Source organism: Stenotrophomonas sp. KH_052 (assembly GCF_057838755.1).
Window position 1 is genome coordinate 3,530,275 of the sequence record NZ_CM174475.1, and the last position, 23,466, is coordinate 3,553,740.

A 23,466-nucleotide genomic window follows, 5' to 3' on the forward strand; every position below is an offset into this window, starting at 1 on the left:
CGTTAATTCACGTGACGACGCGGCTTCACGCGAGTGCTTTTGCCGTGCTGATGCGGCGTGGCTCGGCAACATCGGCCAGTGCATCGATGAAGGCGGGATCGAGTGCCAGCGAACCGAACCAGCCGTGCTGGGTGCCGCTGAGCACACGCAGCATGTGCCCACGGCCCCCGGGCAGGCGCCCCATCGGTCCCAGCAGCACGTCGCGGGCCTTCGCCCACACATCACGATCGGATTGGAACAGCGGCGTCAGCCAGCGGCTCCAGCGCTGGTATACGGCCACGTGCGCACGCCGCTGCGCCTGGTAGGCCTGCAGCGCGATCGCACCGCCGCCATGCGCGCGCAGCGCATCACGCAGCGCCAGGGCATCCAGCAGCGCCATGTTCACGCCCTGCCCCAGTTGCGGGCTCATCGCATGCGCGGCGTCACCGGCCAGCACCATCCGGCCGTGATGCCAGCGCGTCATCACCGCATCGCGATAGACCGCGCGCGCCAGCTGTCCGGCGCCCTGCAGATGCGCGAAGCGCGCACTGGCCTGCGGCCACAGCGTGTGCAGTTCATCCAGCCAGGGGGCCATGCCATCGGCCTGCCAGCGTTCGAAGTCGGCGCGTGGCAGGCTCCAGAAAAAGCTCAGCCGCGGCGTGTCGTCGCCCGGACGAGTACCCACCGGCAGCAGCCCGATCATCTTGCGCGCAGCCACATAGCGCTGGCGCAGCTCCTGTAGATGCGGCCAATCTTCGGCCGGCAACAGGCACCACAGCGCGCCCCACGGATACACACGGTCCAGCCCGGCGCCCCCCTCGATGGTGCCGCGCAGCGAAGACGCTGCGCCATCGGCAGCGATGACCAGATCGAACGGGCCGTGCTGGCGCCCTTCGCTGTCGCGCAGGCGGCCATGCTCGGCATCCGCCTCGACGATGGTCGTTCCGGCATGCAACTGGCCCGCGCCAGCGCGGGCTTCGTCCAGCAGCGAGAACAATGCCCCGCGCTGCATCCCCAGGCCATGCAGGCGCGCATCCAGGCCGTCGTAACGCATGTCCATCACCGCACGCTCGCAGGGCGTATCGCCATACAGGCGATGTACCGGTGCGGCATGCGCACGCACGGCCTCGAGCAGGCCCATCTGCCACAGCACCTGCAGGCCGCTGGGCTGCAGCAGGAAGCCGGCCCCGACCGGCCCGGGCGTGGGCACACGCTCGAAGATCTCCACCTCGTGGCCGTCACGGGTGAGCAGGATGGCCAATGCCTGGCCAGCGGTGCCGTAACCAATCACGGCGATGCGCAGTCGTTCCGTCATGCCCGCATTGTGCCCGAGCCGGGCCGATGGCGAACGGGTCGCAGGCGGCAATGCAAAAAAAAACCCCGCCGAAGCGGGGTTTTCAACGCACTGTCGAGTGGATCACTCGGCCGGCGTGATGTTCGAAGCCTGGGCACCCTTCGGGCCCTGGGTCACGTCATAGGTGACACGCTGGCCTTCCTGCAGGCTGCGGAAGCCCTTGGAGTTGATGGCGGAGAAGTGCGCGAACACGTCGGCGCTGCCATCCTCCGGCGAGATGAAGCCAAATCCCTTGGCGTCGTTGAACCACTTGACGGTACCGTTCGGCATGGTGATGCGAGACCTTATGCAATGAATGGGTGGTGTACGCTGAACCCGCGCACAAGCTGAGTATGCAAAGCTTGCTCAGCGAAGACAATCACCCCCGTGCCAATTCGCCCACCAGTTCCGGAAGTCCGTTGCTGGCCGCCTGCACGTTGGCCAGCACTTCGGCCATCGTGATCTCCTCGCCGTCCCCACAGCCGGCAGCCCAGTTGGCGATGATCGCCAGGCAGGCGTAATCAAGCCCCAGCTCCCGTGCCAGCGCGGCTTCCGGCATACCGGTCATGCCCACCAGGTCGCAGCCATCGCGGCGCATGCGGGCGATTTCGGCGATGGTTTCCAGGCGCGGGCCCTGCGTTGCGCCGTAGCAGCCACCGTCATGGACCGTGACACCGGTCACTTTGGCCGCGGCCAGGATCTTGCTGCGCAGCATCGGCGTGTACGGATGGCCGAAATCGACGTGGAGCACGTCGCTGCCCTCTTCTTCACAGAGGGTGCTGATGCGGCCCCAGGTGTAGTCGATGATCTGGTCCGGGCAGGCCAGCACGCGCGGACCGAAGTCGTCGCCGATGCCACCCATCGTGTTCAACGCAAGCACCCGCCGCGCACCGATCTGCTGCAATGCGGCCAGGTTGGCGCGATAGTTGATCTTGTGCGGCGGCAGCGAATGGCCTTCACCGTGGCGAGCCAGGAAGGCCACCCGATGGCCCAGCAATGTCCCTACGCGCACCGGACCGGACGGCTTGCCGAAGCGCGTATCAACCTCGTGGGTCTGCACATCATCCAGCTTGGCCAGGTTGTAGACACCGGTACCGCCGATCACGGCCAGGGCGATCTGTTGCATTCGAAGCACTCCATGAAAAGACGAACGCCGGCACCCGAGGATGCCGGCGGTGGAAGAAGACACGCCGCGGGCGGCTGTGCCGTTATTCCTTCATCGCGTAGATGGCCGGCACGCAGCGCAGGGTTTCGTTGACGTCCATGCCGAAGCCGAACACGTAGCGGTCCGGCAGTTCGATGCCGGCGTAGTCGGCAACCACGTCCGGCAGCGCGCGGTCGTGCTGCTTCACGGTCATCGCGGCGATGCGCACGTCGGTCGCGCCCTGCTCCAGGCACCAGGTACGCACGCCCTGCAGGGTGTAGCCTTCGTCGAGGATGTCGTCGACCAGCAGCACGCGGCGGCCGAACAGCGAGGTGGCTGGCTTGTGCTTCCAGACCAGGTCGCCGCCGGTGGTTTCACCGCGGTAACGGGTGGCGTGCAGGTAATCGAACTGCACGTCCTGGCCGCGCGCGCCCAGTTCCAGCGCCAGCTGGCCGGCGAACGGCAGCGCGCCGTGCATGATGGACAGGAACAGCGGCACCTCGCCCTTGTAATCGCGCGCGATGGCGTCGGCGATACCAGCGATGGCCTTGTCGATGGTGGGGCGGTCGACCAGCAGGTCAGCCTGGGCCAGGGCCTGGGAAATGGTGAGGTTGGGCATCAGACGGTTCTTCCAAGGGTTTCAAGCAAATGGGATTGGGTGTCGCCATGGCGGGCATCGGCCAACAGGCCGTCCCAACCAAGCGCGCCGCGACCGAGCAGGCCCAGCAGCGCAGCAGTATTGAGGGAGCGTCCCTGCACCGCGTGCAGGGCTTCATCGACCAGTTCGGGGTGGCAGACCAGCACCACGTCGCAGCCGGCATCCAGGTGCGCGTGCACGCGTGCCGGCACACCGCCGGCACTGTGCGAAGCAGCCATGCCGATGTCGTCGGAGAACACCACGCCGCGGAAGCCGAGCTCGCCACGCAGGATGTCCCGGATCCAGCGCGGGGAATAGCCGGCCGGCTCAGGCGCAACCTGCGGATAGACCACGTGCGCCATCATCACCGCGTCGGCACCGGCGGCGATGCCGGCCTGGAACGGCACCAGATCCTGCGCGCGCAGCTCATCGAGCGCACGCGGATCGATCGCGGTATCCACGTGGGTATCTTCCAGCACGGTGCCGTGACCGGGGAAATGCTTGAGCGTGGCCGCCATGCCGACCGCGTGCATGCCGCGCACGTAGGCGGCAGTGAACGCGGCAACCACCTGCGGGTCTTCACTGAAGGCACGGTTGCCGATGGCGCGGTTGCCACGACCGAGATCGACCACCGGCGCAAAACTCAGGTCCAGGCCGCTGGCCCGCACTTCACTGGCCATCAGCCAGGCGTGCTGCTCGGCCAGGGCCAGCGCCTGCTGCGGGTCGGTGGCGTACAGCGCACCGATGTCCTGCAGCGGCGGCAGCTCGCTGTAGCCTTCGCGGAAACGCTGCACACGGCCGCCTTCCTGGTCCACGCAGATCAGCTGCGGGCGCGGGGCGGCGGCACGGATCGCCGCGCTCAGATCGGTCACCTGCTGGCGCGAGGCGAAGTTGCGCTTGAACAGCACCACTCCGGCCACGGCATCGTGCTGCAACCAGTCACGCTCCTGGGCAGTCAGTTCGGTGCCGGCAACGCCGATCAGCAGCATGGTCGATCTCCACAACACGCGCCCGCATGGCGCAGTGCCGCATTGTCGCAGAACCGGCCGACAGGCGCAGTGGTCAGAAAAAGGGGACGGAGGGGATTAAGCCGCAATCGGCCCCTACGGGCTGGATACGTCTTAATTCCCTCCGTCCCCTTTTCGGATCCGGTCAGACCTTGCAGCCGTCCGGGCCGCAGGCCTCGTCTCCGTCAGCCGAAGCTGCCGGAGCGCCCTGTTCGGCAGCGATCTGGCGCAGCGCGTTGGCGAAGGCCTCCGGCGGCTGCGCCCCGGAAATGGCCCACTTTCCATCGATGACGAAGGTCGGCACCGAGGAAATGCCCAGCGCATGGGCCTGCGCCAGCTTGGCTTCGACCTCGGCCAGGCCGCGGTCGGAGGCCAGCATCTGCGCGATTTCACCCGCGTCGAGGCCGCCAGCCACGCCGGCCTTGATCAGCACCGAGGGGTCCGCCAGGTTCTGGCCATGCTCGAAGTGGGCGCGGAACAGCGCTTCGCCGACCGCATCCTGCACGCCGTGCTGGCCGGCCAGCCACAGCACCCGGTGCGCCGGCAGCGTGGTCACCCGCACCTGGCCCTGGCCGAAGTCCATCGGCAGGCCTTCTGCACGCGCAGTGGTCTGGGTCTGGCCGAGGATCTGCTCGGTCCGCTCGACGCCACCGAACTTGCGCACGTAGGCCTCGCGCAGCGGAACCGGGGTGGCGTCCGCGTCCGGATCCAGCTGGAACGGCTGCCAATGGATGTCGAGTTCAGGCGCGTCCGCGCCCAGCAACTGCACACCCTGCTGGAAACGATGCTTGCCAATCCAGCACCAGGGGCAGACCACGTCGGAGTAGATGTCGATTCTCATCCCCTCCACATGGGGGCCGACACCTTCGATAAAAGGGGACGGAGGGGATTAAGTCGCTTTCCGCACAGATGGGGTAAAGGCGACTTAATCCCCTCCGTCCCCTTTTTCTGGATTCACCACTGTGAATAGGGGTGGTTGGCGAGCGCGACGTTGTAGTAGCGGGCGTCGTCGGTGACTTCGGTACCAACCCAGTCCGGCAGGTCGATAGCCTGGTCAGCGCTGTCCAGCTCAACCTCAGCCACCACCAGGCCGGCGTTGTCGCCGAGGAACTCGTCCACTTCCCAGGTCAGGCCGGCGTACTCGACCAGATGGCGGCGCTTGTCGATCAGGCCACCCACGCACAGCGCCAGCAGTGCGCGGGCATCGTCCACCGGGATCGGATAGTCGAACTCCTGGCGGGTGTGGCCGATGGTGCGCGACTTCAGGTTCAGCGCGGCATGGTCGCCTTCGATGCGCACGCGCACCGAGGCGTTCTGGGTGCCGCGGTCGAGCGCGCCCAGGTCGTTGATGTAGCCCTGCGCCATCGGGATCACCCGGTGCGCGGCAGTGCGCCAGCCATCACTGCTGACGAGGAATTTGCGTTCGATTTCGATGCCCATCGCACCATTATGCGCGATGGGCATGACAGCCGATCAGCGCTTCTCGAACACCGCGATGCTTTCCACGTGCGCGGTATGCGGGAACATGTCCATGGCGCCGGCGCTGACCAGGGTGAAGCCCTGTTCGTTGACCAGGTAGCCGGCATCGCGTGCCAGCGAGCCCGGGTGGCAGCTGACATAGACGATGCGCTTGAACTGCTTCAGCGGCAGCTGCTGCAGCACTTCGATCGCGCCCGAACGCGGCGGGTCCAGCAACAGCTTGTCGAAGCCCTGGCGCATCCACGCCGTGCTGCGCTGGTCCTGGGTCAGATCGGCGCTGAAGAACTGGGCATTGGCCAGGCCGTTGCGTTCGGCATTCTCTCGGGCGCGGGCGACAAGGCCGGCATCGCCTTCCACACCCACCACTTCGCGCACACGGCGGGCCAGCGGCAGGGTGAAATTGCCCAGGCCGCAGAACAGGTCCAGCACGCGCTCGTCCTCACCCGGCTCCAGCAGATCCAGGGCATGGGCGATCATCTTCTCGTTGAGCTTGGCGTTGACCTGGATGAAGTCCAGCGGACGGAACGCCAGCTCCACGTCCCACGGCGCAAGCCGGAACGACAGCGGCACGCCCTGCCCGTCCAGCGGCTGCACGGTATCCACGCCACCGGACTGCAGGTAGATCACGAAGCCATGCTGCTGGCCGAAGGTGGCCCAGGCGGCACGATCGGCATCGCTCAGGGGCTGCTGGTGGCGCACGGTCAGGACCACGGCCTGGTCACCGGCGATGAATTCGATCTGCGGGATGTCGCGCTTGCCATCAAGCGACTCGATGAAGGTCGACAACGCCTCGACCTTGGTGCCGATTTCCGGGATCACGGTCAGGCACTGGCTGAGATCGGCCACGAATCGCGGGTCCTGTTCACGGAAACCGACCAGGGTCTTGTCCTTCTTCTCGACCCGGCGCACCGAGAAGCGGCCCTTGCGGCGGTAGCCCCAGCTCTCACCGACCAGCGGCGCCAGCACAGTGCCCGGCTTCACGTGGCCGATGCGCTCCAGGTTGTCCATCAGCACGCGCTGCTTGGCGACGATCTGCTGCTCTTCGTCCAGATGCTGCAGCACGCAGCCGGCGCAGGTGCCGAAGTGCGGGCACTTCGGGGTTACGCGCTGCGGCGAGGCCTGCAGCACTTCCACCGTGCGCGCCTCGTCGAAATGGCGGCTGCGGGCGGTCTGTTCAGCCAGGACCACCTCGCCCGGCAGGGCGCCGCTGACGAAAGTGATCTTGCCGCCTTCGCCTTCACGGCGGGCAACGCCGCGACCATCATGGCTGAGGTCGAGGATTTCGGTCTGGAACGGGGTACGGTCGATGCGGGAACGGGATCGGGCCACGTGGCGACAGGCTGCGGGCAAAAATGGGCGCGTATTGTCGCAGATCCTGACCGGCAGGGTCCGGACCCGCTTGCGCCCGCCGCCGCCGTGCTTGATGATTACAGCAGCTGACATGGAGGCAGCCCTGATGCAGATGACCCCGCGGGCCAGCCGGCCCCGCTTCCTGCTTGTCGAGGACGACATCATCAGCCGCGGTTTTTTCAAAGCGGCGTTGGAAACGTTACCGGCGGACGTGGACACCGCAGACTCGTTGGCCAGTGCCCTGGCCAGCGCCGAGCCCGGCGCGCATGATCTGTGGCTGATCGACGTCAACCTGCCTGACGGCAACGGTGCGCAGTTGTTGCGCGAACTGCGCCGTTCACACCCCGATACGCCGGCGTTGGCGCATACCGCCGACGGTGATACCTCCATTCATGCCCGCCTGCGCGAGGCCGGGTTCAGCGACACCCTGGTCAAGCCACTGGGCCGCGACCAGTTGCTGAAGGCCGTGCGCCGCGCCCTGGTCAACAGCCCCGCCGGGATCGTCATGGCACAGGTGCCGGCGGCGGTCGAGCTGCAGGTCCAGGACTGGGATGAGACGGCGGCGCTGGCCGCGCTCAATGGCCAGCGCAACCATTTGATCGCCCTGCGCGAGTTGTTCCTGGCCGAATTGCCGGGCGTGCGCGATGCGGTCGAGCAGGCGGTGGACCAGCACGACGAGCGCCAGCTGCGCAGCCAGTTGCACCGGTTGCAGGCCAGCTGCGGGTTCGTGGGCGCGGCACGTCTGGCCCGTGCGGTGCGCCAGTTGCATCATGCGCCGGAGTCCGGGCAGGCCCAGGCGGGGTTCCGCGACGCGGTGGCTGCCCTGCTGCATTGAGGGGTGTTCGGCAGGGCTGCGCCCTGCACCTGCAGAGGCTTTCAAGCCGGAGCAACACCAAGGGCCAGAGCCAGATCGGCTCTGGCTTTCTGCTTGTTGGGCGGGGCGGTGTGGATTGGCAGGACACGCCGTAAACCCGTCCCTGGGGGCTCGATGGCGCCATCCATGGCGCCAACGGTCCTGCCAACCCACATCGCCCCACCCCCGACAGATTCCCGGTGACGGCTGGTAGATCCACGCCATGCGTGGATGAATCCCTGTCAGATATCGAAATTCAAACTGGGGTCGGATCCGTTTTCCTTCGGAAAACGGATCCGACCCCGTCGGCATGTCCAACAGCTCGCGAGAAACTGTCGAAGGCGGGGTGGGTCCGGTTGCGGGAGTGTCCGCGGCATGGATGCCGCGGCCAAGCCCCCATGGATGGGTTTACGGCGTCTCCCGCAACCGGACCCACCCCGCCTACCCACGGATAGCCAGCTTTTGCAATTGACGTTGACGTTGATTCGGCAGGTGCAGGGCTGCAAGCCCTGCCGAACACCCCTCAACGCCTGGGCGCGAGCTGCTCGAGCATTTCCCAGGACTTCAGTCCCCGCGGCCCGAGGTGATGGGCCAGCACCCGCCGCATCGGCAGGCGCAGGCTGGCCAGGTCGGCGGCATCGGGCTCTTCATCGGCGGCCAGCGCCAGCAGCGCCGAGCCGGTCGCGGCTGCGCGGCGTTCGCCAGCGCGCTCGCTGAGCAGGCGCTGCGCGCCCTCCTGTGGGTCCAGTTCGTAGCGCGCGGCCGGGTCGATCGGCTGACCGTCGCTGGCACTGTCCAGCTCAAAACCCAGGCCCAGCGAGGTCAGCAGCTCGCGTTCGAACCGGCGCAGGGTCCAGGCCAGGCCCGCCCCCACTCCCAGTCGCGCACGCGCTTCGCCGTAGGCCAGGTACAGCTCCGGCAGCGGGTCCTGGCGCGGGGCCAGGCGCAGGGTCAGTTCACTCAGGTAGAAGCCGGCCAGCATCGCCTGACCAACCAGACGCGGTGCCGCGTCCAGCGCCTCGGCGCCACGCAGCTGGGCCAGCTCACCGCGCTGCAATGCGCTGAAGCGGATCCACTGCAGTGGCTGCAGGGCGGCGCGCAGCACCTGGCCCTTGGCAGTGGACACGCCGCGCGCGAGCACGCCGATGCGGCCATGCTGCGCGCTCAATACCTCGACCAGCAGGCTGGTCTCACGGTAGGCCCGTGCATGCAGCACGAAGCCGGTGTCGTCCTCGATCAGCATCGAAGCGACCGTTCCGGGTTACTCGTAACCGAAGGCCTTCAGTGCGGCCTCGTCGTCGGACCAGCCTTCACGCACGCGTACCCAGGTTTCCAGGAACACCTTGGCCCCGAACAGACGCTCCATCTGCAGGCGGGACTTGGCCCCGATCTCCTTCAGGCGGGTACCACCCTTGCCGATCACGATAGCCTTCTGGCCCTCGCGCTCGACCCAGATCACCGCACCGATGCGCAGCAGGTTGCCATCTTCGGTGAAGCGTTCGATTTCCACGGTGGTGGCATACGGCAGCTCTTCGCCCAACTGGCGCATCAGCTGTTCACGCACCAGTTCGCCGGCCAGGAAGCGCTGGCTGCGGTCGGTGATCTCGTCTTCGCCGAACATCGGCGGCGCTTCCGGCAGCAGTGCCAGCACGTCGCGCACCAGCGCTTCCAGACCGTTGCGCTTCTGCGCCGAGATCGGATGCACGGAGGAGAAGTCGCGGCCGGCGGTGACTTCCTGCAGGAACGGCAGCAGCGCGCCCTTGTCCTTCAGTCGATCGATCTTGTTGACCACCAGCACCACCGGGATGCCGGCGTCACGCAGCACGTTGAACGCCAGGCTGTCTTCTTCGTCCCAACGACCCGCTTCGATCACCAGCAGGCCGGCGTCGACGCCTTCCAGCGATCCGCGCGCGGCGCGGTTCATCACCCGGTTCATCGCCCGCTTCTGCACCTTGTGCAGGCCGGGGGTGTCGACCAGCACCAGCTGGCCTTCCGGATAGGTGGCGATGCCCAGCAGGCGATGGCGCGTGGTCTGCGGACGGTTGGATACGATGCTGACCTTGGCGCCGACCAGGGCATTGGTCAGGGTCGACTTGCCCACGTTCGGGCGGCCGATGACGGCCACGCTGCCGCAATGATGGGGAGTTTGTTCGCTCACTTGGAATCCAGTTGTTCTAGGACGGCCGCAGCCGCCTGTTGTTCGGCAAGCCGCCGCGAGGCGCCTTCGCCCTCGGTGCTGGCGGCCGGGTCGGCTACGATGCAGCGTACCCGGAAGTGTTTGGCATGGTCGTCACCGGATTCTGACACCAGTTCATACTGCGGCAACGCCTTCTGTCGGGCCTGCAGCCATTCCTGCAGGCGGGTCTTGGGGTCCTTCTCGGGCCGGCCGGAGGCCGGCAATGCCTCGATCGAAGCGCTGAACCAGGGCAGTACCACCGCCCGGCAGGCCTCGAAGCCGGCATCCAGGTAGATCGCGGCCACCACGGCTTCCACCGCATCGGCCAGGATCGAGTCGCGACGATGACCGCCGGACTTCATTTCGCCCGGGCCCAGGGTCAGCCGTTCGCCCAGTTCCAGGGTGCGCCCGATCACCGCCAGCGCGCCTTCACGCACCAGCTCGGCACGGGCACGGGTCATCGCGCCTTCGTCAGCCTTGGGCCAGCGCCGGTACAACGCCTCGGCCGCCATCATGTTGACGATGCTGTCGCCGAGGAACTCCAGGCGCTCGTTGTGCGGCGCACCGGCACTGCGATGCGTCAGCGCCTGCTTGAGCAGGGCCGGGTCGCTGAAGGCATGACCGATCAGGTCGCCACGTTGGATGAATTTACTGGGCACCGCTTCGTGTCAGGTCCTGGGAAGAATCGAATTTGCCAACCACATCGAGGTTGCCGACCAGCGGCCGGCGCACTTCGTAGTTGACCTTGAGGGTCCAGCCATTGTCGCGGCGATCAAACTTGACGTTGGCCGGCTTCACGTTGTCCGAGTAGTTGATGTACAGGCGCTTGAAGAACAGGTCCTGGATCCGCGACGGCTCCATGCTGCCCACGCCCGGCTCGTTGGCCAGGCTCTTCATCGCCGAGCGCACCGCGTAGTACTCCTGGTACATCGGGAACAGCTTCATGCCGATGTAGAGGAAGAAACCAACCACGATCAGGACCGCCAGGAACGAGGTCAGGGTCATGCCACGCTGCGTGTTCATCGTCTTCATTGCGCTCTCCCCAGATACGCGTTGGATGTAAAAATACTCAGTTGATGCCTGATCAGTTGATGCTCGAGCCGATCCGCGACGGCTCGAAGCCATCCTTGCAGAACCAGCCCTGGCAGTTGAGCCAGATCAGGAACGCCTTGCCGCGCAGGTTCTCTTCCGGCAGCAGGCCCCAGAAACGACCATCGTCGCTGTTGTCGCGGTTGTCGCCCATCACCAGGTACTTGCCGGCGGGCACGGTCCACTGGCCCTGGCCGCGCGGATAGTCGGTCTCCAGCACGGTATGGGTACGGCCCGGGAGGTGCTCGACCAGCAGGTTGGCACCTTCGCCCTGGCCCTTGTGGCCGGCGTAGATACCCTTGTTGTCGTACTTCAGCGGCTCGCCGTTGAGGATCACGCCGTCGCCTTCGAAGACCACGGTGTCGCCCGGCACGCCGATCACGCGCTTGATGAAGTTCTCGCCCTTGGCCGGATCCTGGTCGCTATGGCCCGGGAAGTGGAACACCACCACGTCACCGCGCGACGGTTCACCGACCGGCACGAACTTGGTGTTGCTGATCGGCAGGCGCAGGCCATAGGAGAACTTGTTGACCAGGATGAAGTCGCCGATCAGCAGGTTCGGCATCATCGAGCTGGACGGAATCTTGTACGGCTCGGCGATGAAGCTGCGCACGATCAGCACGATCGCCAGCACCGGGAAGAACGCACGCGAGTAGTCCACCAGCACCGGCTCGGAATCGAGCAGGCCTGCGCGCTGGGCGCGGCGCTTGGCGAGGTACAGCTTGTCCGCGAGCAGGATCAGGCCCGAGGACAGGGTCAGCACGACCAGGAGGATCTCAAACAGTTTCATTCAGGGTCCTTTGCAACGTCACCAGACGACCGGCCCCGCAGGGCCGGTGCGGGCTTACTTGTTGTCCATCTGCAGCACGGCCAGGAACGCTTCCTGCGGGATCTCCACACGGCCGACCTGCTTCATGCGCTTCTTGCCTTCCTTCTGCTTTTCCAGAAGCTTCTTCTTGCGCGAAACGTCGCCACCATAGCACTTGGCCAGCACGTTCTTGCGCATGGCCTTGACCGTGGTACGGGCGATGATCTGCGAGCCGACGGCAGCCTGGATGGCCACGTCGAACTGCTGGCGCGGGATCAGGTCCTTCATCTTGTCGCACAGCTCGCGGCCGCGGCGATCGGCGTGACTGCGGTGCACGATCAGCGACAGCGCATCGACCTTGTCACCGTTGATCAGTACGTCGACGCGCACGAACGGGCCGGCATCGAAGCGCACGAAGTGGTAGTCCAGCGACGCATAGCCACGGCTGACCGACTTCAGCTTGTCGAAGAAGTCCAGCACCACTTCGGCCATCGGCAGCTCATAGCTGATCTGCACCTGGCTGCCCAGGTAGTTGATGCCGATCTGGCTGCCACGCTTTTCTTCGCACAGCTTGATGATGTTGCCGATGTACTCCTCGGGGGTGAGCACGTTGGCACGGATGATCGGCTCGCGGATCTCCTCGACATGGTTCACCGGCGGCAGCTTGGCCGGGTTGTCCATGTTGATGATGGTGCCGTCGGTCTTCAGTACCTCGTACACCACCGTCGGCGCGGTGCTGATCAGGTCCAGGTTGTATTCGCGTTCCAGGCGCTCCTGCACGATCTCCATGTGCAGCATGCCGAGGAAGCCGCAGCGGAAACCGAAGCCCATTGCTTCGGAGCTTTCCGGCTCGAAGCGCAGCGCAGCATCGTTCAGGCGCAGCTTGTCCAGCGCTTCGCGCAGGTCCGGGTAGTCTTCGGCATCGACCGGGAACAGGCCGGCGAACACGCGCGGCTGCATTTCCTGGAAGCCCGGCAGCGGTTTCGGCGCCGGGTCGGCAGCCAGGGTGAGGGTGTCGCCGACCGGCGCACCGTGCACGTCCTTGATGCTGGCGGTGACCCAACCCACTTCACCGGCGCGCAGCGCCGGCAGCACCTTGCGCTTCGGGGTGAACACGCCGACGTTGTCGACCTGGTGGTTGCGGCCGGTGGACATCACCTGCAGCTTGTCACCGGCCTTGATCTCACCCTGCATCACGCGCACCAGCGAGACCACGCCCAGGTAATTGTCGAACCAGGAGTCGATGATCAGCGCCTGCAGCTTGTCGGTGTCACGCGGCTTCGGCGGCGGAATGCGGTGCACGATGGCTTCCAGCACGTCCTGCACGTTCAGGCCGGTCTTGGCGCTGACCGGCACGGCGTCGGCGGCATCGATGCCGATCACGGCCTCGATCTCGGCCTTGGCGCGCTCGATGTCGGCGGTGGGCAGGTCGATCTTGTTGATCACCGGCACCACTTCCAGGCCCTGCTCGACAGCGGTGTAGCAGTTGGCCACCGACTGCGCTTCCACGCCCTGGGCGGCGTCGACCACCAGCAGCGCGCCTTCGCAGGCGGCCAGCGAGCGGCTGACTTCATAGGAGAAGTCGACGTGGCCCGGGGTGTCGATGAAGTTCAGATGGTAGGTCTGCCCGTCCTTGGCCAGGTACGGCAGCGACACCGACTGCGCCTTGATGGTGATGCCGCGCTCGCGCTCGATCGGGTTGGAGTCGAGCACCTGCGCTTCCATCTCGCGGGCCTGGAGGCCGCCGCAGAGCTGGATGATGCGGTCGGCCAGCGTGGACTTGCCGTGGTCGACGTGGGCGATGATGGAGAAGTTGCGGATGTTCCGCATCGAATCAGAAGACATAGGTGGCGGCGGCGCGCGGCGTCGTCAGGGTAACGGTCGATTATCGCACGCCCGGGGCCCTGCCGCGAAAACGGCCTCATCGGGCCGGGGCCGGAATGGCCGAAGCCCCGCCAGGGCGGGGCTTCGGGGGAGCAGAGGTGGCCGCCAGGGCGGCCCCGCCAGGCCTTACTGGCCGGCCTTGACCGCCACGAAGGCACTGTTGCCGTTGCCGGTACGTACCAGCAGCATCACCACATCGTCCTTCTTGTAGCTGGACAGCGCGCGGTTCAGGGCATCCACGCTGCCGACCGTGGTACGGCCGACCTGCAGGATCACCATGCCCGGCGACAGGCCCGCGTCACGTGCCGCCTGGCCCTTGACCCCGGTGATGCGCACACCTTCGTTGCCGTCCAGGCCGAACTGCTTGCGCTGCGGCGCAGTCAGATCACTGACATCCAGGCCAAGCAGTGCATTGGCACCCGCCTGCGGCGCCGCATCGGGCTTGGGTCCTGCGGCCGTGCGGGCATTGCCCTGGCCGTCTTCGCTCAGCGCGGTCAGCGTGGCGCTCAGGTCACGCGGCTTGCCGTCGCGGATCACGCCCAGCGTGACCCGGCTGCCCGGCGCCATCGCACCGATCAGCGGCGGCAGGTCCGACCAGCTGTTGACCGGGCTGCCATTGACCGAGCGCACCACGTCACCGATCTGCACGCCGGCCTTTTCCGCCGCGCTGCCGGCCACGATCTGGTTGACCAGCGCGCCACGGCTGTCCGGCAGGCCCAGGCCCTGCGCCTTCAGCGCATCGATCGGCTCGACCACCGCGCCCAGCTGGCCACGGGTGACCTTGCCACTCTTCTTGATCTGCTCGACCGCGCTCATCGCCAGGTCGATCGGAATCGCGAAGCTGATGCCCATGTAACCGCCCGAGGCGGAGAAGATCTGCGAGTTGATACCGACCACTTCGCCGCGGGTGTTCAGCAGCGGGCCGCCGGAGTTGCCCTGGTTGATCGCCACGTCGGTCTGGATGAACGGCACGTAGCGCTGATCAGCGCCACCGGTGCTGCGGCCCAGCGCGCTGACGATGCCGGCGGTGACCGAGTGGTCCAGGCCGAACGGCGAGCCGATCGCGACAACCCACTGGCCCGGCTTCAGGGTATTGGAATCGCCCACCCGCACGGTCGGCAGGTTCTTGCCGTCGATCTTCAGCAGGGCCACGTCGTACTGCTGGTCACTGCCCACCACCTTGGCGTTGAATTCGCGGCTGTCACCCAGCTTGACCTTCACCTCGCTGGCGTCAGCCACCACGTGGTAGTTGGTCAGCACGTAGCCGTCGGGCGAAATGATGAAGCCCGAGCCCATGCCGCGGCCCTTGATGCTGGGGCCACCGTCCTGCCCGCCCGGCCCCTGCCCCGGCATCGGGAAGTCAGGCCCGAAGAAGCGACGGAAGAATTCCGGCATGTCATCGTCGCCGCCCATCGGGCCACGCGAGGCCTGGCGGTTGTTGCGCACGATGGTGGTGTCGACGTTGACCACGCCCGGCCCGACCTGTTCGACCAGATGGGTGAAATCGGGCAGGCCGCTGACCAGCGGCTGCGCCGGCGCGCGCGGGGCTGCTGCAGCGGCGGCCTGGGGCTGGGCGGCAGGCGGCGCTGGCTGGGCACAGGCCACCAGCGGCAGGGTCAGGGCGAACAGGCCAATGGCCTGCGTGCGGAGTCGGGGAGTCATCGGACGGCAACCTCCGGGTCGGATGGAAAGAGGAATACGGGCCCCGCCGACGGCGGGGCGTGAAAGCGCCCGGCTCAGTCGCGCGGGCGCGGCGGCACCGGCAGGTCATCCTGCAGGCGCGGCTCGAACGGGTAGAACGCGGCACCACCGGCGTGGGCCGGGAAGCTGGCATTGAGCGCGCCACCGGCGGCGGGCGCCAGGCTGGAGCGCGGCCACGGTCGCGCCTGCAGGCCACCGACCTCACCGAACGGCAGGTTGCGGCTGGCGTTGGCCGGCACGCTCGGGGTCAACGGCGCCTGCGCGGCAGCCACGGCACGCTGCGGTACATCGTCACGCTGCGCGGCACGCGCGGCCTGCTGGCTGCGGGTCGCACTGGCACGGCGGGTGTCCTGGCGGCGGCCGGCAGCGGCCATCGCCACCGCCGGCGCAGCAGCCACCGCCATCGCTGCGGTATCCACCGAGGCTTCGGTGACCGGAGCCGGGGTGCCCGGTGCCGGCGCCAGCTCGGCCTGACTGGCGATCACCTGCGGCGCCAGCGGCTCGCCCGGCGTGGCCTCCTGCAGCTTCTCGCCGCCCATGAAAAGGGCCACTGCCGCCACCGAGGCGGCCAGTGCAGCACCACCGCCCCAGGCCCGCCAGCCGCTACGCCGCACCTGACGGCGCGGCTCGGCCTGTGGTGCGGGTTCGGCAGCAATGGCGGCGGTCACAGCGGCACCGAAGCCGACAGGCGCCAGCAGCGAGGCCTGGCCGCGCATCACGTCGCCGAGCAGCTGCCAGCGTTCCTGGCAGCCTGCCAGTTCGGGGTCATGTTCCATGCGGCGCAGCAGGAAGCGCGCTTCATCTGCGCCCAGCTCGCCATCGACCAGCGCCGACAGCTGCTCGCGGTGGCGCTGGTCCAGGCGCTGCCCGGCAGGGGATTGATGGTTCTGCGATTCGTTGAACGGATTACTGGTCATACGCGGCTCTTCTCACGGGTGGCGCTGCCGATGTCCAACAGCGGCCGGAGTTCGGTGTCGATCGCCTCGCGCGCCCGGAAGATCCGTGAACGCACGGTGCCGATCGGGCACCCCATTTTCTGCGCGATTTCGTCGTAACTCAGGCCTTCCACCTCGCGCAGGGTGATCGCCAGCCGGAGTTCTTCCGGCAGCGCGTTGACGGCCTTCATCACCGTCTGTTCCAGCTCCTGGCGCATCAACTCGCGTTCGGGCGTGTCGGTGTCGCGCAGGCGCGTCCCGCTGTCGAACTGTTCAGCATCGCCGATGTCGATGTCATCGGTCGGCGGGCGGCGATTGTGTGAAGCCAGGTAGTTTTTGGCGGTATTCACGGCGATTCGATGCAACCAGGTTGAGAACTGGGCATCGCCACGGAAACTTCCGATCGCGCGGTAGGCACGGATGAAAGTGTCCTGGGCGACGTCCTGACATTCGCTCCAGTCGGCGATGTAGCGACCGACCAGGGCCACGACCCGATGCTGGTACTTGCGCACCAGGACATCGAAGGCGGCACTCTCGCCGTGCTGCACGCGCCGGACCAATTCCAGATCCAGCTCCTGAGGTGTATCAACATCGGCCATGAGGGGCCGCACTCCTGTCAGCCCAACCGACGTCGGGCAATGAGACTGCCAATCCCGGGAAAAGTTCAGTCGCCGATCACCTGGCGCCGCACCAGCTTTTAACCACCGTTCCGTTAGCGTCCCGGTTCCAGGCTCTGGATCCGGGGGCTCCACCCCCTGCTATTGGGATTTGACGCGGGGGAAACAACCTCTGGATCATAGCCGCTTCTCCATACACAACCGGATGGAACGTCCATGCTCTCAGGCTTCGATGGTCTCCGCTTCAGCCACTGGCTCCCCGAGATCCGCGACGACGGCGTGGTGGTCCTCTCCCTGGATCGTCAGGACAGCAGCGTCAACGCAATGTCGCAGGACGTGCTGCTGGAACTGGGCGACCTGCTTGAGCGCATCGCCATGGACCCGCCCAAGGGCGTGGTGATCCAGTCCCTGAAGAAGGCCGGCTTCATCGCCGGTGCCGACCTGAAGGAATTCCAGGAATTCGACCGCCGCGGCACCGTGAACGATGCCATCCGCCGTGGCCAGTCCACCTACCAGAAGCTGGCCGAGCTGCCCTGCCCGACCGTGGCGGCGATCCATGGCCACTGCCTGGGCGGCGGCACCGAGCTGGCGCTGGCCTGCCGCTACCGTGTGGCTTCGAATGACAGTTCGACCCGCATCGGCCTGCCGGAAACCCAGCTGGGCATTTTCCCGGGCTGGGGCGGCAGCGCGCGCCTGCCGCAGCTGGTGGGCGCACCGGCGGCGATGGACATGATGCTGACAGGCCGCACCCTGTCAGCCTCGGCTGCACGTGGCATCGGCCTGGTCGACAAGGTGGTGGCACCGGCGGTGGTGCTCGACACGGCCGTAGCGCTGGCGCTGTCCGGCACCACCCGCCCGTTCAAGCAGCGCGCGACGGCATGGGCGACCAACACCTGGCTGGCACGCACGCTGCTGGCGCCGCAGATGGTCAAGCAGGTGGCACGCAAGGCGAAGAAGGACCAGTACCCCGCGCCGTATGCGCTGATCAGCACCTGGCAGCGCAGCGGTGGCAAGCCGGTGCAGGCACGCCTGGATGCCGAACGTCGCGCCGTGGTGAAACTGGCCAGCACCCCCACCGCGCGCAACCTGATCCGCATCTTCTTCCTTACCGAGCGCCTGAAGGGCCTGGGTGGTGGTGATTCGGGCATCCGCCACGTGCACGTGGTCGGTGCCGGCGTGATGGGCGGCGATATTGCTGCATGGGCCGCCTACAAGGGCTTCGAGGTCACACTGCAGGACCGCGAGCAGCGCTTCATCGACCCGGCCATGGAACGCGCCCAAGCGCTGTTCGCCAAGAAAGTGCGCGACGAAAGCAAGCGTCCGGCGGTGGCCGCGCGCCTGCGGGCCGACCTGGAAGGCAACGGCGTGGCTGAAGCTGACCTGGTGATCGAAGCCATCATCGAGAACCCGGAAGCCAAGCGTGCGCTGTACCAGACGCTGGAACCGAAGATGAAGCAGGACGCACTGCTGACCACCAATACTTCGTCGATTCCGCTGCTGGAACTGCGCGACCACATCCAGCGCCCGGCGCAGTTCGCCGGCCTGCACTACTTCAACCCGGTGGCGCAGATGCCGCTGGTGGAAATCATCCATCACGACGGCATGGCGCCTGAAACCGAGCGTCGACTGGCCGCGTTCTGCAAGGCACTGGGCAAGTTCCCCGTGCCGGTGGCCGGCAGCCCGGGCTTCCTGGTCAACCGCGTGCTGTTCCCGTACATGCTGGAAGCCGCCACCGCCTATGCCGAAGGCATCCCGGGCCCGGTGATCGACAAGGCCGCTGTGAAGTTCGGCATGCCGATGGGCCCGATCGAACTGATCGACACGGTGGGCCTGGACGTGGCCGCTGGCGTTGGCCGCGAACTGGCACCGTTCCTCGGCCTGCAGATTCCGGCCGCGCTGCAGACGGTGGAACCGGACAAGCGCGGCAAGAAGGATGGCCAGGGCATCTATACCTGGGAAAACGGCCGTGCGAAGAAGCCGGACGTGGCCAGCGATTACCAGGCACCGGCCGATCTGGAAGACCGCCTGATCCTGCCGCTGTTGAACGAGGCAGTGGCCTGCCTGCACGAAGGCGTGGTGGCGGATGCGGACCTGCTGGATGCCGGCGTGATCTTCGGCACTGGCTTCGCACCGTTCCGTGGCGGCCCGATCCAGCACATTCGCGCGGTGGGTGCCGATGCAATCGTGGAGCGGCTGAAGGCACTGCAGCAGCGCCACGGCGATCGTTTCGCCCCGCGCCCGGGCTGGGACAACCCCGTCCTGCGCGAACCGGTGGTGTGAGTTGATCGGCCGGGCCTACGGCCCGGCACCCGCAGAGGCAACGTCAAGTTCCACAGCAGAAGCCAGAGCCAAAGCGGCTCTGGCTTTTCTGTTTGTTGGGCGGGGCGGTGTCGGGTTGCGGGGACGCCGTAAACCCGTCCCTGGGGGCTTGGCCGCGGCATCCATGCCGCGGACACCCCGCAACCCGACACCGCCCCACCCCTGACAGTTTCCCGATGACGGTCGGTGAACTGCGATTCTGGTGGGAATCGCTACGAACTGGTGGGTGGCTACCTTGGTTGCCACAAGGAGCGAAGCGACCGGCGTTTGATTTTGATTTTCTTTTTTCTTCTCCGTGGCTGGACAGCACACGGAAACTGTCAGAGGCCGGGCGGGTGGGTGGCGCAGGACCGTTGGCGCCATGGATGGCGCCATCGAGCCCCCATGGACGGGTTTACGGCGTGTCCTGCGCCACCCACCCGCCCGGCCAAGCGCGGCTTCTGCTTTTGCTTCTGCTTCTGCTTTTGCTTCTGCTTTTGCCTTCAGCGACCAACCCACAGCCACGAGGGGCTGCGCCGTTGGTGGGAACCCCAGTCGAGCAAGCTCGACTCTACGGAACAGGCTGTTACCCATACGGGGCATGTGCCCGTCACAGCTGCATGCGATGCTGCCCACCTGATCCCTGCCAGCGAGAACGCCCGCATGACCACCATCATCGCCCCGCGCGTGCACGACATCGGCGGACTCGAAGTCCGTCGCGCCGTCCCCACCCTGCAGGCGCGCAGCATCGGCTCGTTCGTGTTCGTCGACCAGATGGGCCCGGCACTCATGCATCCCGGCACCGCCATCGACGTGCGCCCGCATCCGCATATCGGCCTGGCCACCGTCACCTACCTGTGGTCGGGCGCGATCGGCCACCGCGACACGCTGGGTTCGGACCAGGTGATCCGCCCCGGTGACGTCAACTGGATGACCGCTGGCCGCGGCATCGCCCATTCCGAACGCACGCCGCAACCAGACCGCGATCACGACAACCCGATCCACGGCATGCAGACCTGGGTCGCACTGCCGAAGTCGCATGAGGAAATCGAGCCGGCGTTCTACCACCATGCCGCGGCCACCCTGCCCGAGCAGCGCCGCAATGGTGTCTGGCTGCGGGTGATCGCCGGCCGCGCCTATGGCGAGGAATCGCCGGTGAAGGTGTTCGCCGACACCCTCAACGTAGCGATCGACCTCGACCCGGATGCGGAGATCGATATCGACAATGGCCACCGCGAGCGCGCGCTGTACATCCTCGAGGGCGAGGCGCAGCTGGACGGCGTTGACATCCCCGCCCAGCACCTGGTGATCCCCGAAGCCGGTGCGACAGGCCGCCTGCGTGCGAAGACGCCGGTGAAGGCGATGTTGTTCGGTGGCGAGCCACTGGATGGCCCACGTCACCTGTGGTGGAACTTCGTCTCCAGCTCGAAGGAGCGTATCGAGCAGGCCAAGCACGACTGGGAAGCCGGCCGCTTCGGCACCATTCCGGGCGACGACAAGGAATTCATCCCGCTGCCGCAGTACTGAACATCGCGTGTTGCACACATCCGAAGGTGTATCCCTGCACCCGGCGTTGACACTACAGTCACCCGCTGATCATTGAAATGTGACATAAATCACACTTTCGACCGTCAAAGGAGTGCAACACATGAGCATGGGTAAACGCTTGTCCGCCGAGTTCCTCGGCACGTTCTGGCTGGTTCTGGGTGGCTGTGGCAGTGCGGTGCTGGCCGCCAAGTTCGGTGGCGACGGCAATCCGCTGGGTATCGGTTTCCTCGGCGTTGCGCTGGCCTTCGGCCTGACCGTGGTGACCGGCGCCTATGCGTTCGGCCATATCTCCGGCGCGCACTTCAATCCGGCGGTCAGTGTCGGCCTGTGGGCCGGCGGTCGTTTCCCGACCAAGGACCTGATCCCGTACATCATCGCCCAGGTTGCCGGCGGCCTGCTGGCCGGCTTCATCCTGCTGCAGATCGCATCGGGCGCCAGCGGCTTCGCCATTGATGGCAGCCAGGCCGGTGCATTCGCCAGCAACGGCTACGGCGCGCTGTCCCCCGGCGGCTACAGCGTGGCCGCGGCCTTCCTGTGCGAAGTGGTGCTGACCGCCGTGTTCCTGATCGTGATCATGGGCGCCACCCACGGCAAGGCACCGGCCGGGTTCGCCCCGCTGGCGATCGGCCTGTCGCTGACCCTGATCCACCTGATCAGCATCCCGGTCACCAACACCTCGGTGAACCCGGCCCGTTCCACGGCGGTGGCCTTCTTCGCCGGCAGCGGCGCGGTCAGCCAGCTGTGGCTGTTCTGGGTCGCCCCGCTGCTGGGCGGCGCGATCGGCGGCATCATCTACAAGTGGCTCGGCAACGACCGCTGAGGCCTGTGCGGACCATTGCGGCCGACCATCGGCCGCAATGGTTACGCGTGTAACCGCGATTTGTGCGATCGCTCACGTTCCGTTAAGGTTGAGTTGACCGTCCGTGCACATGCCGGCCGGGGCGGCATCCGGGGATGGGATGCCAAGGCTGCCGGTCCATCCGGCGGAGCCAACGACACACCACCTTGGGGGATGCATGAAGTTCGCGCCTGTAGTGTTGTCGAGCCTGCTGTTCGCTGCGGCCCACGCCGCCGCACAGGCTCCCACCGAATGCCCTTCGCTGCCTGCCAGCAGTGGCCTGCAATGGCAGCAGCTGGCGCAGACCGATTTCCTGGTCTGCCGCGCCAGCACTGGCGATGGTCGTGAAGTGTTGAGCCTGATGCTCAGCGCACGTGACCCGTCCATTCCCCTGAACCGCTCGCTGCGCCAGGAAAAGGGCAGCTTCGGCGGTGAATCACTCTACTGGTACCAGCCGGACCTCGGTGGCCAGCAGCCGCCGGGCTATGCCGAGCGCCGCATCAGTGTGGTCAAGCTCGACAAAGGACGTTACGCGCAGATTTCGCTGTATCCGGACAGCCCTCAGGAACTGGGCTCGCTGCAGCAGCTGGCGCAAGGCATGAGCCTGACCCCGTCGGCCGTGGCCGCGGGGCGCTGAAGGTGACGGGGATGACTGCCTGGCAGCATCCCCGCCGCATCGAACGCGCTGGACATCCGCCGGGCATGGCCCGGCGCTACCGGTTTCTTTCGCCGGGCATCGCCCGGCGCGCGCCCTCAGAACTTGCCTTCCTGGAAATCGACGAAGGCCTGCATCAGTTCCTGCCGCGTGTTCATCACGAACGGGCCGTGCCGCATCACCGGCTCGCGCAGCGGACGGCCGGCCACCAGGATCAACCGCGCACCTTCGCTGCCGGCCGAGATGTGCAACTGCTCGCCACCGCCCAGCACCGCCAGTTCCTGGCGTGCAACGTCGCGCGCGGCGTCCTGCTCACCCACGGTCATCGCACCTTCGAACACATAGGCAAAGGCGTTGTGGCCTTCCGGCAGCGCGTAGGTCCAGGCTCGATCCGGTGCCAGCGTGATATCGAGGTAGAGCGGATCAGTGGCCGGCTGCACGATCGGGCCGTGGGTGCCGTCCACGCTGCCGGCAATCACTTTCACTTCCACGCCGGTTTCCGGCTTCACCACCGGAATGCGCTCCGGCGCGAATTCCTGGTACTTCGGGTCGGTCATCTTCTCCTTCGCCGGCAGGTTTACCCACAGCTGGAAACCGCGCATCTGCCCGCTTTCCTGCTCGGGCATCTCCGAATGCACCAGGCCGCGGCCGGCGGTCATCCACTGCACGCTGCCCGGGGTCAGCAGGCCTTCGTCGCCGTGGTTGTCGCGGTGCCGCATGCGCCCGTCGAGCATGTAGGTGACCGTCTCGAAACCGCGGTGCGGGTGTTCCGGGAAGCCGGCGATGTAGTCCTCGGCGCGGTCGGTGCCGAATTCATCGAGCAGCAGGAACGGATCCAGGTCGGGCAGCGTCGGACCACCGATGACGCGGGTCAGGCGCACACCGGCACCGTCGGAGGTGGGCATGCCACGGATGGTACGCAGCACGCGGGCCGGTTCGGGAAGGCTCATGGCGACTCCTGTTGGATGGATGCCAGTGAAGATGGACGCCACATGGCCGTACGCCAATGGATGGCACCGCAACCGATTGTTCCATCCCTGATGTTCGCTGCACGTCAGCGCCCCCTGCGTACGACCAAAGTACTAACGCTGATTCGTCCTGTGCCAATTGACCCTGTCGAGGGCACGCGGGACTC

At 66.6% G+C, this 23,466-nt stretch carries 23 protein-coding genes; 5 read left to right on the top strand and 18 right to left on the bottom strand.

Features of this window, described 5'->3' with window-relative positions:
* Positions 1 to 25 precede the first annotated feature (25 nt).
* The 8 genes from AC3ITW_RS16310 to rlmD form a co-directional block, all read right to left on the bottom strand.
* Positions 26 to 1,294 carry an FAD-dependent oxidoreductase gene (locus AC3ITW_RS16310; RefSeq protein ID WP_489389731.1) on the bottom strand — a complete coding sequence of 423 codons (1,269 nt, stop codon included), beginning with the start codon at positions 1,292 to 1,294 and terminating at the stop codon, positions 26 to 28.
* 102 nt (positions 1,295 to 1,396) lie between these two features.
* On the bottom strand, positions 1,397 to 1,603 hold the full coding sequence (locus AC3ITW_RS16315) for a cold-shock protein (RefSeq protein ID WP_005410590.1): 207 nt from the start codon (positions 1,601 to 1,603) through the stop codon (positions 1,397 to 1,399).
* A gap of 88 nt (positions 1,604 to 1,691) precedes the next feature.
* On the bottom strand, positions 1,692 to 2,438 hold the full coding sequence (locus AC3ITW_RS16320) for an S-methyl-5'-thioinosine phosphorylase (RefSeq protein ID WP_489389732.1): 747 nt from the start codon (positions 2,436 to 2,438) through the stop codon (positions 1,692 to 1,694).
* Positions 2,439 to 2,520: 82 nt separating this feature from the next.
* Positions 2,521 to 3,075: a hypoxanthine-guanine phosphoribosyltransferase gene (locus tag AC3ITW_RS16325; protein ID WP_006382796.1), complete on the bottom strand. Its 555-nt coding sequence runs from the start codon at positions 3,073 to 3,075 to the stop codon at positions 2,521 to 2,523.
* The gene (nagZ, locus tag AC3ITW_RS16330) at positions 3,075 to 4,082 is read right to left on the bottom strand and encodes a beta-N-acetylhexosaminidase (RefSeq protein ID WP_489389733.1); all 1,008 of its coding nucleotides are present in this window, start codon (positions 4,080 to 4,082) and stop codon (positions 3,075 to 3,077) included. The genes AC3ITW_RS16325 and nagZ overlap by 1 nt, the downstream gene beginning before the upstream one ends.
* Positions 4,083 to 4,245: 163 nt before the next feature.
* Positions 4,246 to 4,941, bottom strand: coding sequence for a DsbA family oxidoreductase (locus tag AC3ITW_RS16335; protein ID WP_012511804.1), 696 nt, complete (start codon positions 4,939 to 4,941; stop codon positions 4,246 to 4,248).
* Positions 4,942 to 5,054: 113 nt separating this feature from the next.
* A complete protein-coding gene (locus tag AC3ITW_RS16340) occupies positions 5,055 to 5,540 on the bottom strand; it encodes a CYTH domain-containing protein (RefSeq protein ID WP_032972015.1) in 486 nt (161 codons plus the stop codon).
* A 33-nt stretch (positions 5,541 to 5,573) separates the two neighbouring features.
* Complete coding sequence (gene rlmD, locus AC3ITW_RS16345) at positions 5,574 to 6,908, bottom strand: 23S rRNA (uracil(1939)-C(5))-methyltransferase RlmD (protein ID WP_489389734.1); 1,335 nt, start codon at positions 6,906 to 6,908, stop codon at positions 5,574 to 5,576.
* A 127-nt stretch (positions 6,909 to 7,035) separates the two neighbouring features.
* On the opposite strand from rlmD, the gene AC3ITW_RS16350 reads away from it, so the two are divergent.
* The gene (locus AC3ITW_RS16350; protein WP_046985822.1) at positions 7,036 to 7,764 is read left to right on the top strand and encodes a response regulator; all 729 of its coding nucleotides are present in this window, start codon (positions 7,036 to 7,038) and stop codon (positions 7,762 to 7,764) included.
* 541 nt (positions 7,765 to 8,305) lie between these two features.
* Here AC3ITW_RS16350 and recO read toward each other — a convergent pair.
* From recO to rpoE, 9 genes are all read right to left on the bottom strand, one after another.
* A complete protein-coding gene (recO, locus tag AC3ITW_RS16355; RefSeq protein WP_180889897.1) occupies positions 8,306 to 9,025 on the bottom strand; it encodes a DNA repair protein RecO in 720 nt (239 codons plus the stop codon).
* Positions 9,026 to 9,043: 18 nt separating this feature from the next.
* Positions 9,044 to 9,940: a GTPase Era gene (gene era / locus AC3ITW_RS16360; protein WP_006382863.1), complete on the bottom strand. Its 897-nt coding sequence runs from the start codon at positions 9,938 to 9,940 to the stop codon at positions 9,044 to 9,046.
* Positions 9,937 to 10,617 carry a ribonuclease III gene (gene rnc / locus AC3ITW_RS16365; protein ID WP_012511808.1) on the bottom strand — a complete coding sequence of 227 codons (681 nt, stop codon included), beginning with the start codon at positions 10,615 to 10,617 and terminating at the stop codon, positions 9,937 to 9,939. The genes era and rnc overlap by 4 nt, the downstream gene beginning before the upstream one ends.
* Entirely contained in the window at positions 10,607 to 10,990 is a 384-nt protein-coding gene (locus tag AC3ITW_RS16370) for a DUF4845 domain-containing protein (RefSeq protein WP_006382889.1), read from the bottom strand. The genes rnc and AC3ITW_RS16370 overlap by 11 nt, the downstream gene beginning before the upstream one ends.
* Positions 10,991 to 11,042: 52 nt before the next feature.
* On the bottom strand, positions 11,043 to 11,837 hold the full coding sequence (gene lepB, locus AC3ITW_RS16375; protein WP_006382890.1) for a signal peptidase I: 795 nt from the start codon (positions 11,835 to 11,837) through the stop codon (positions 11,043 to 11,045).
* 54 nt (positions 11,838 to 11,891) lie between these two features.
* Positions 11,892 to 13,685 carry a translation elongation factor 4 gene (lepA, locus tag AC3ITW_RS16380; RefSeq protein ID WP_041864573.1) on the bottom strand — a complete coding sequence of 598 codons (1,794 nt, stop codon included), beginning with the start codon at positions 13,683 to 13,685 and terminating at the stop codon, positions 11,892 to 11,894.
* 180 nt (positions 13,686 to 13,865) lie between these two features.
* Positions 13,866 to 15,401 (bottom strand): DegQ family serine endoprotease, encoded by a 1,536-nt coding sequence (locus AC3ITW_RS16385; protein WP_012511810.1) that lies wholly within the window; start codon positions 15,399 to 15,401, stop codon positions 13,866 to 13,868.
* Between the two features lie 74 nt (positions 15,402 to 15,475).
* Positions 15,476 to 16,357, bottom strand: coding sequence for a sigma-E factor negative regulatory protein (locus AC3ITW_RS16390; RefSeq protein ID WP_489389735.1), 882 nt, complete (start codon positions 16,355 to 16,357; stop codon positions 15,476 to 15,478).
* Positions 16,354 to 16,974, bottom strand: a complete 621-nt coding sequence (gene rpoE, locus AC3ITW_RS16395; protein WP_006383094.1) for an RNA polymerase sigma factor RpoE — start codon at positions 16,972 to 16,974, stop codon at positions 16,354 to 16,356. Before rpoE ends, AC3ITW_RS16390 begins: the two co-directional genes overlap by 4 nt.
* 234 nt (positions 16,975 to 17,208) lie before the next feature.
* Here rpoE and AC3ITW_RS16400 point away from each other — a divergent pair, with 234 nt between their 5' ends.
* The 4 genes from AC3ITW_RS16400 to AC3ITW_RS16415 all read left to right on the top strand — a co-directional run bounded on the left by AC3ITW_RS16400 (position 17,209) and on the right by AC3ITW_RS16415 (position 22,313).
* Positions 17,209 to 19,272 (top strand): 3-hydroxyacyl-CoA dehydrogenase NAD-binding domain-containing protein, encoded by a 2,064-nt coding sequence (locus tag AC3ITW_RS16400; RefSeq protein WP_065723949.1) that lies wholly within the window; start codon positions 17,209 to 17,211, stop codon positions 19,270 to 19,272.
* Between the two features lie 681 nt (positions 19,273 to 19,953).
* Positions 19,954 to 20,817 (top strand): pirin family protein, encoded by an 864-nt coding sequence (locus AC3ITW_RS16405; protein ID WP_006383170.1) that lies wholly within the window; start codon positions 19,954 to 19,956, stop codon positions 20,815 to 20,817.
* Between the two features lie 121 nt (positions 20,818 to 20,938).
* A complete protein-coding gene (aqpZ, locus tag AC3ITW_RS16410) occupies positions 20,939 to 21,658 on the top strand; it encodes an aquaporin Z (RefSeq protein ID WP_006383172.1) in 720 nt (239 codons plus the stop codon).
* Positions 21,659 to 21,854: 196 nt separating this feature from the next.
* Entirely contained in the window at positions 21,855 to 22,313 is a 459-nt protein-coding gene (locus tag AC3ITW_RS16415; protein WP_012511813.1) for a hypothetical protein, read from the top strand.
* Positions 22,314 to 22,429: 116 nt separating this feature from the next.
* On the opposite strand, the gene AC3ITW_RS16420 is transcribed toward AC3ITW_RS16415, so the two are convergent.
* On the bottom strand, positions 22,430 to 23,281 hold the full coding sequence (locus AC3ITW_RS16420) for a pirin family protein (RefSeq protein ID WP_489389736.1): 852 nt from the start codon (positions 23,279 to 23,281) through the stop codon (positions 22,430 to 22,432).
* Positions 23,282 to 23,466 lie beyond the last annotated feature (185 nt).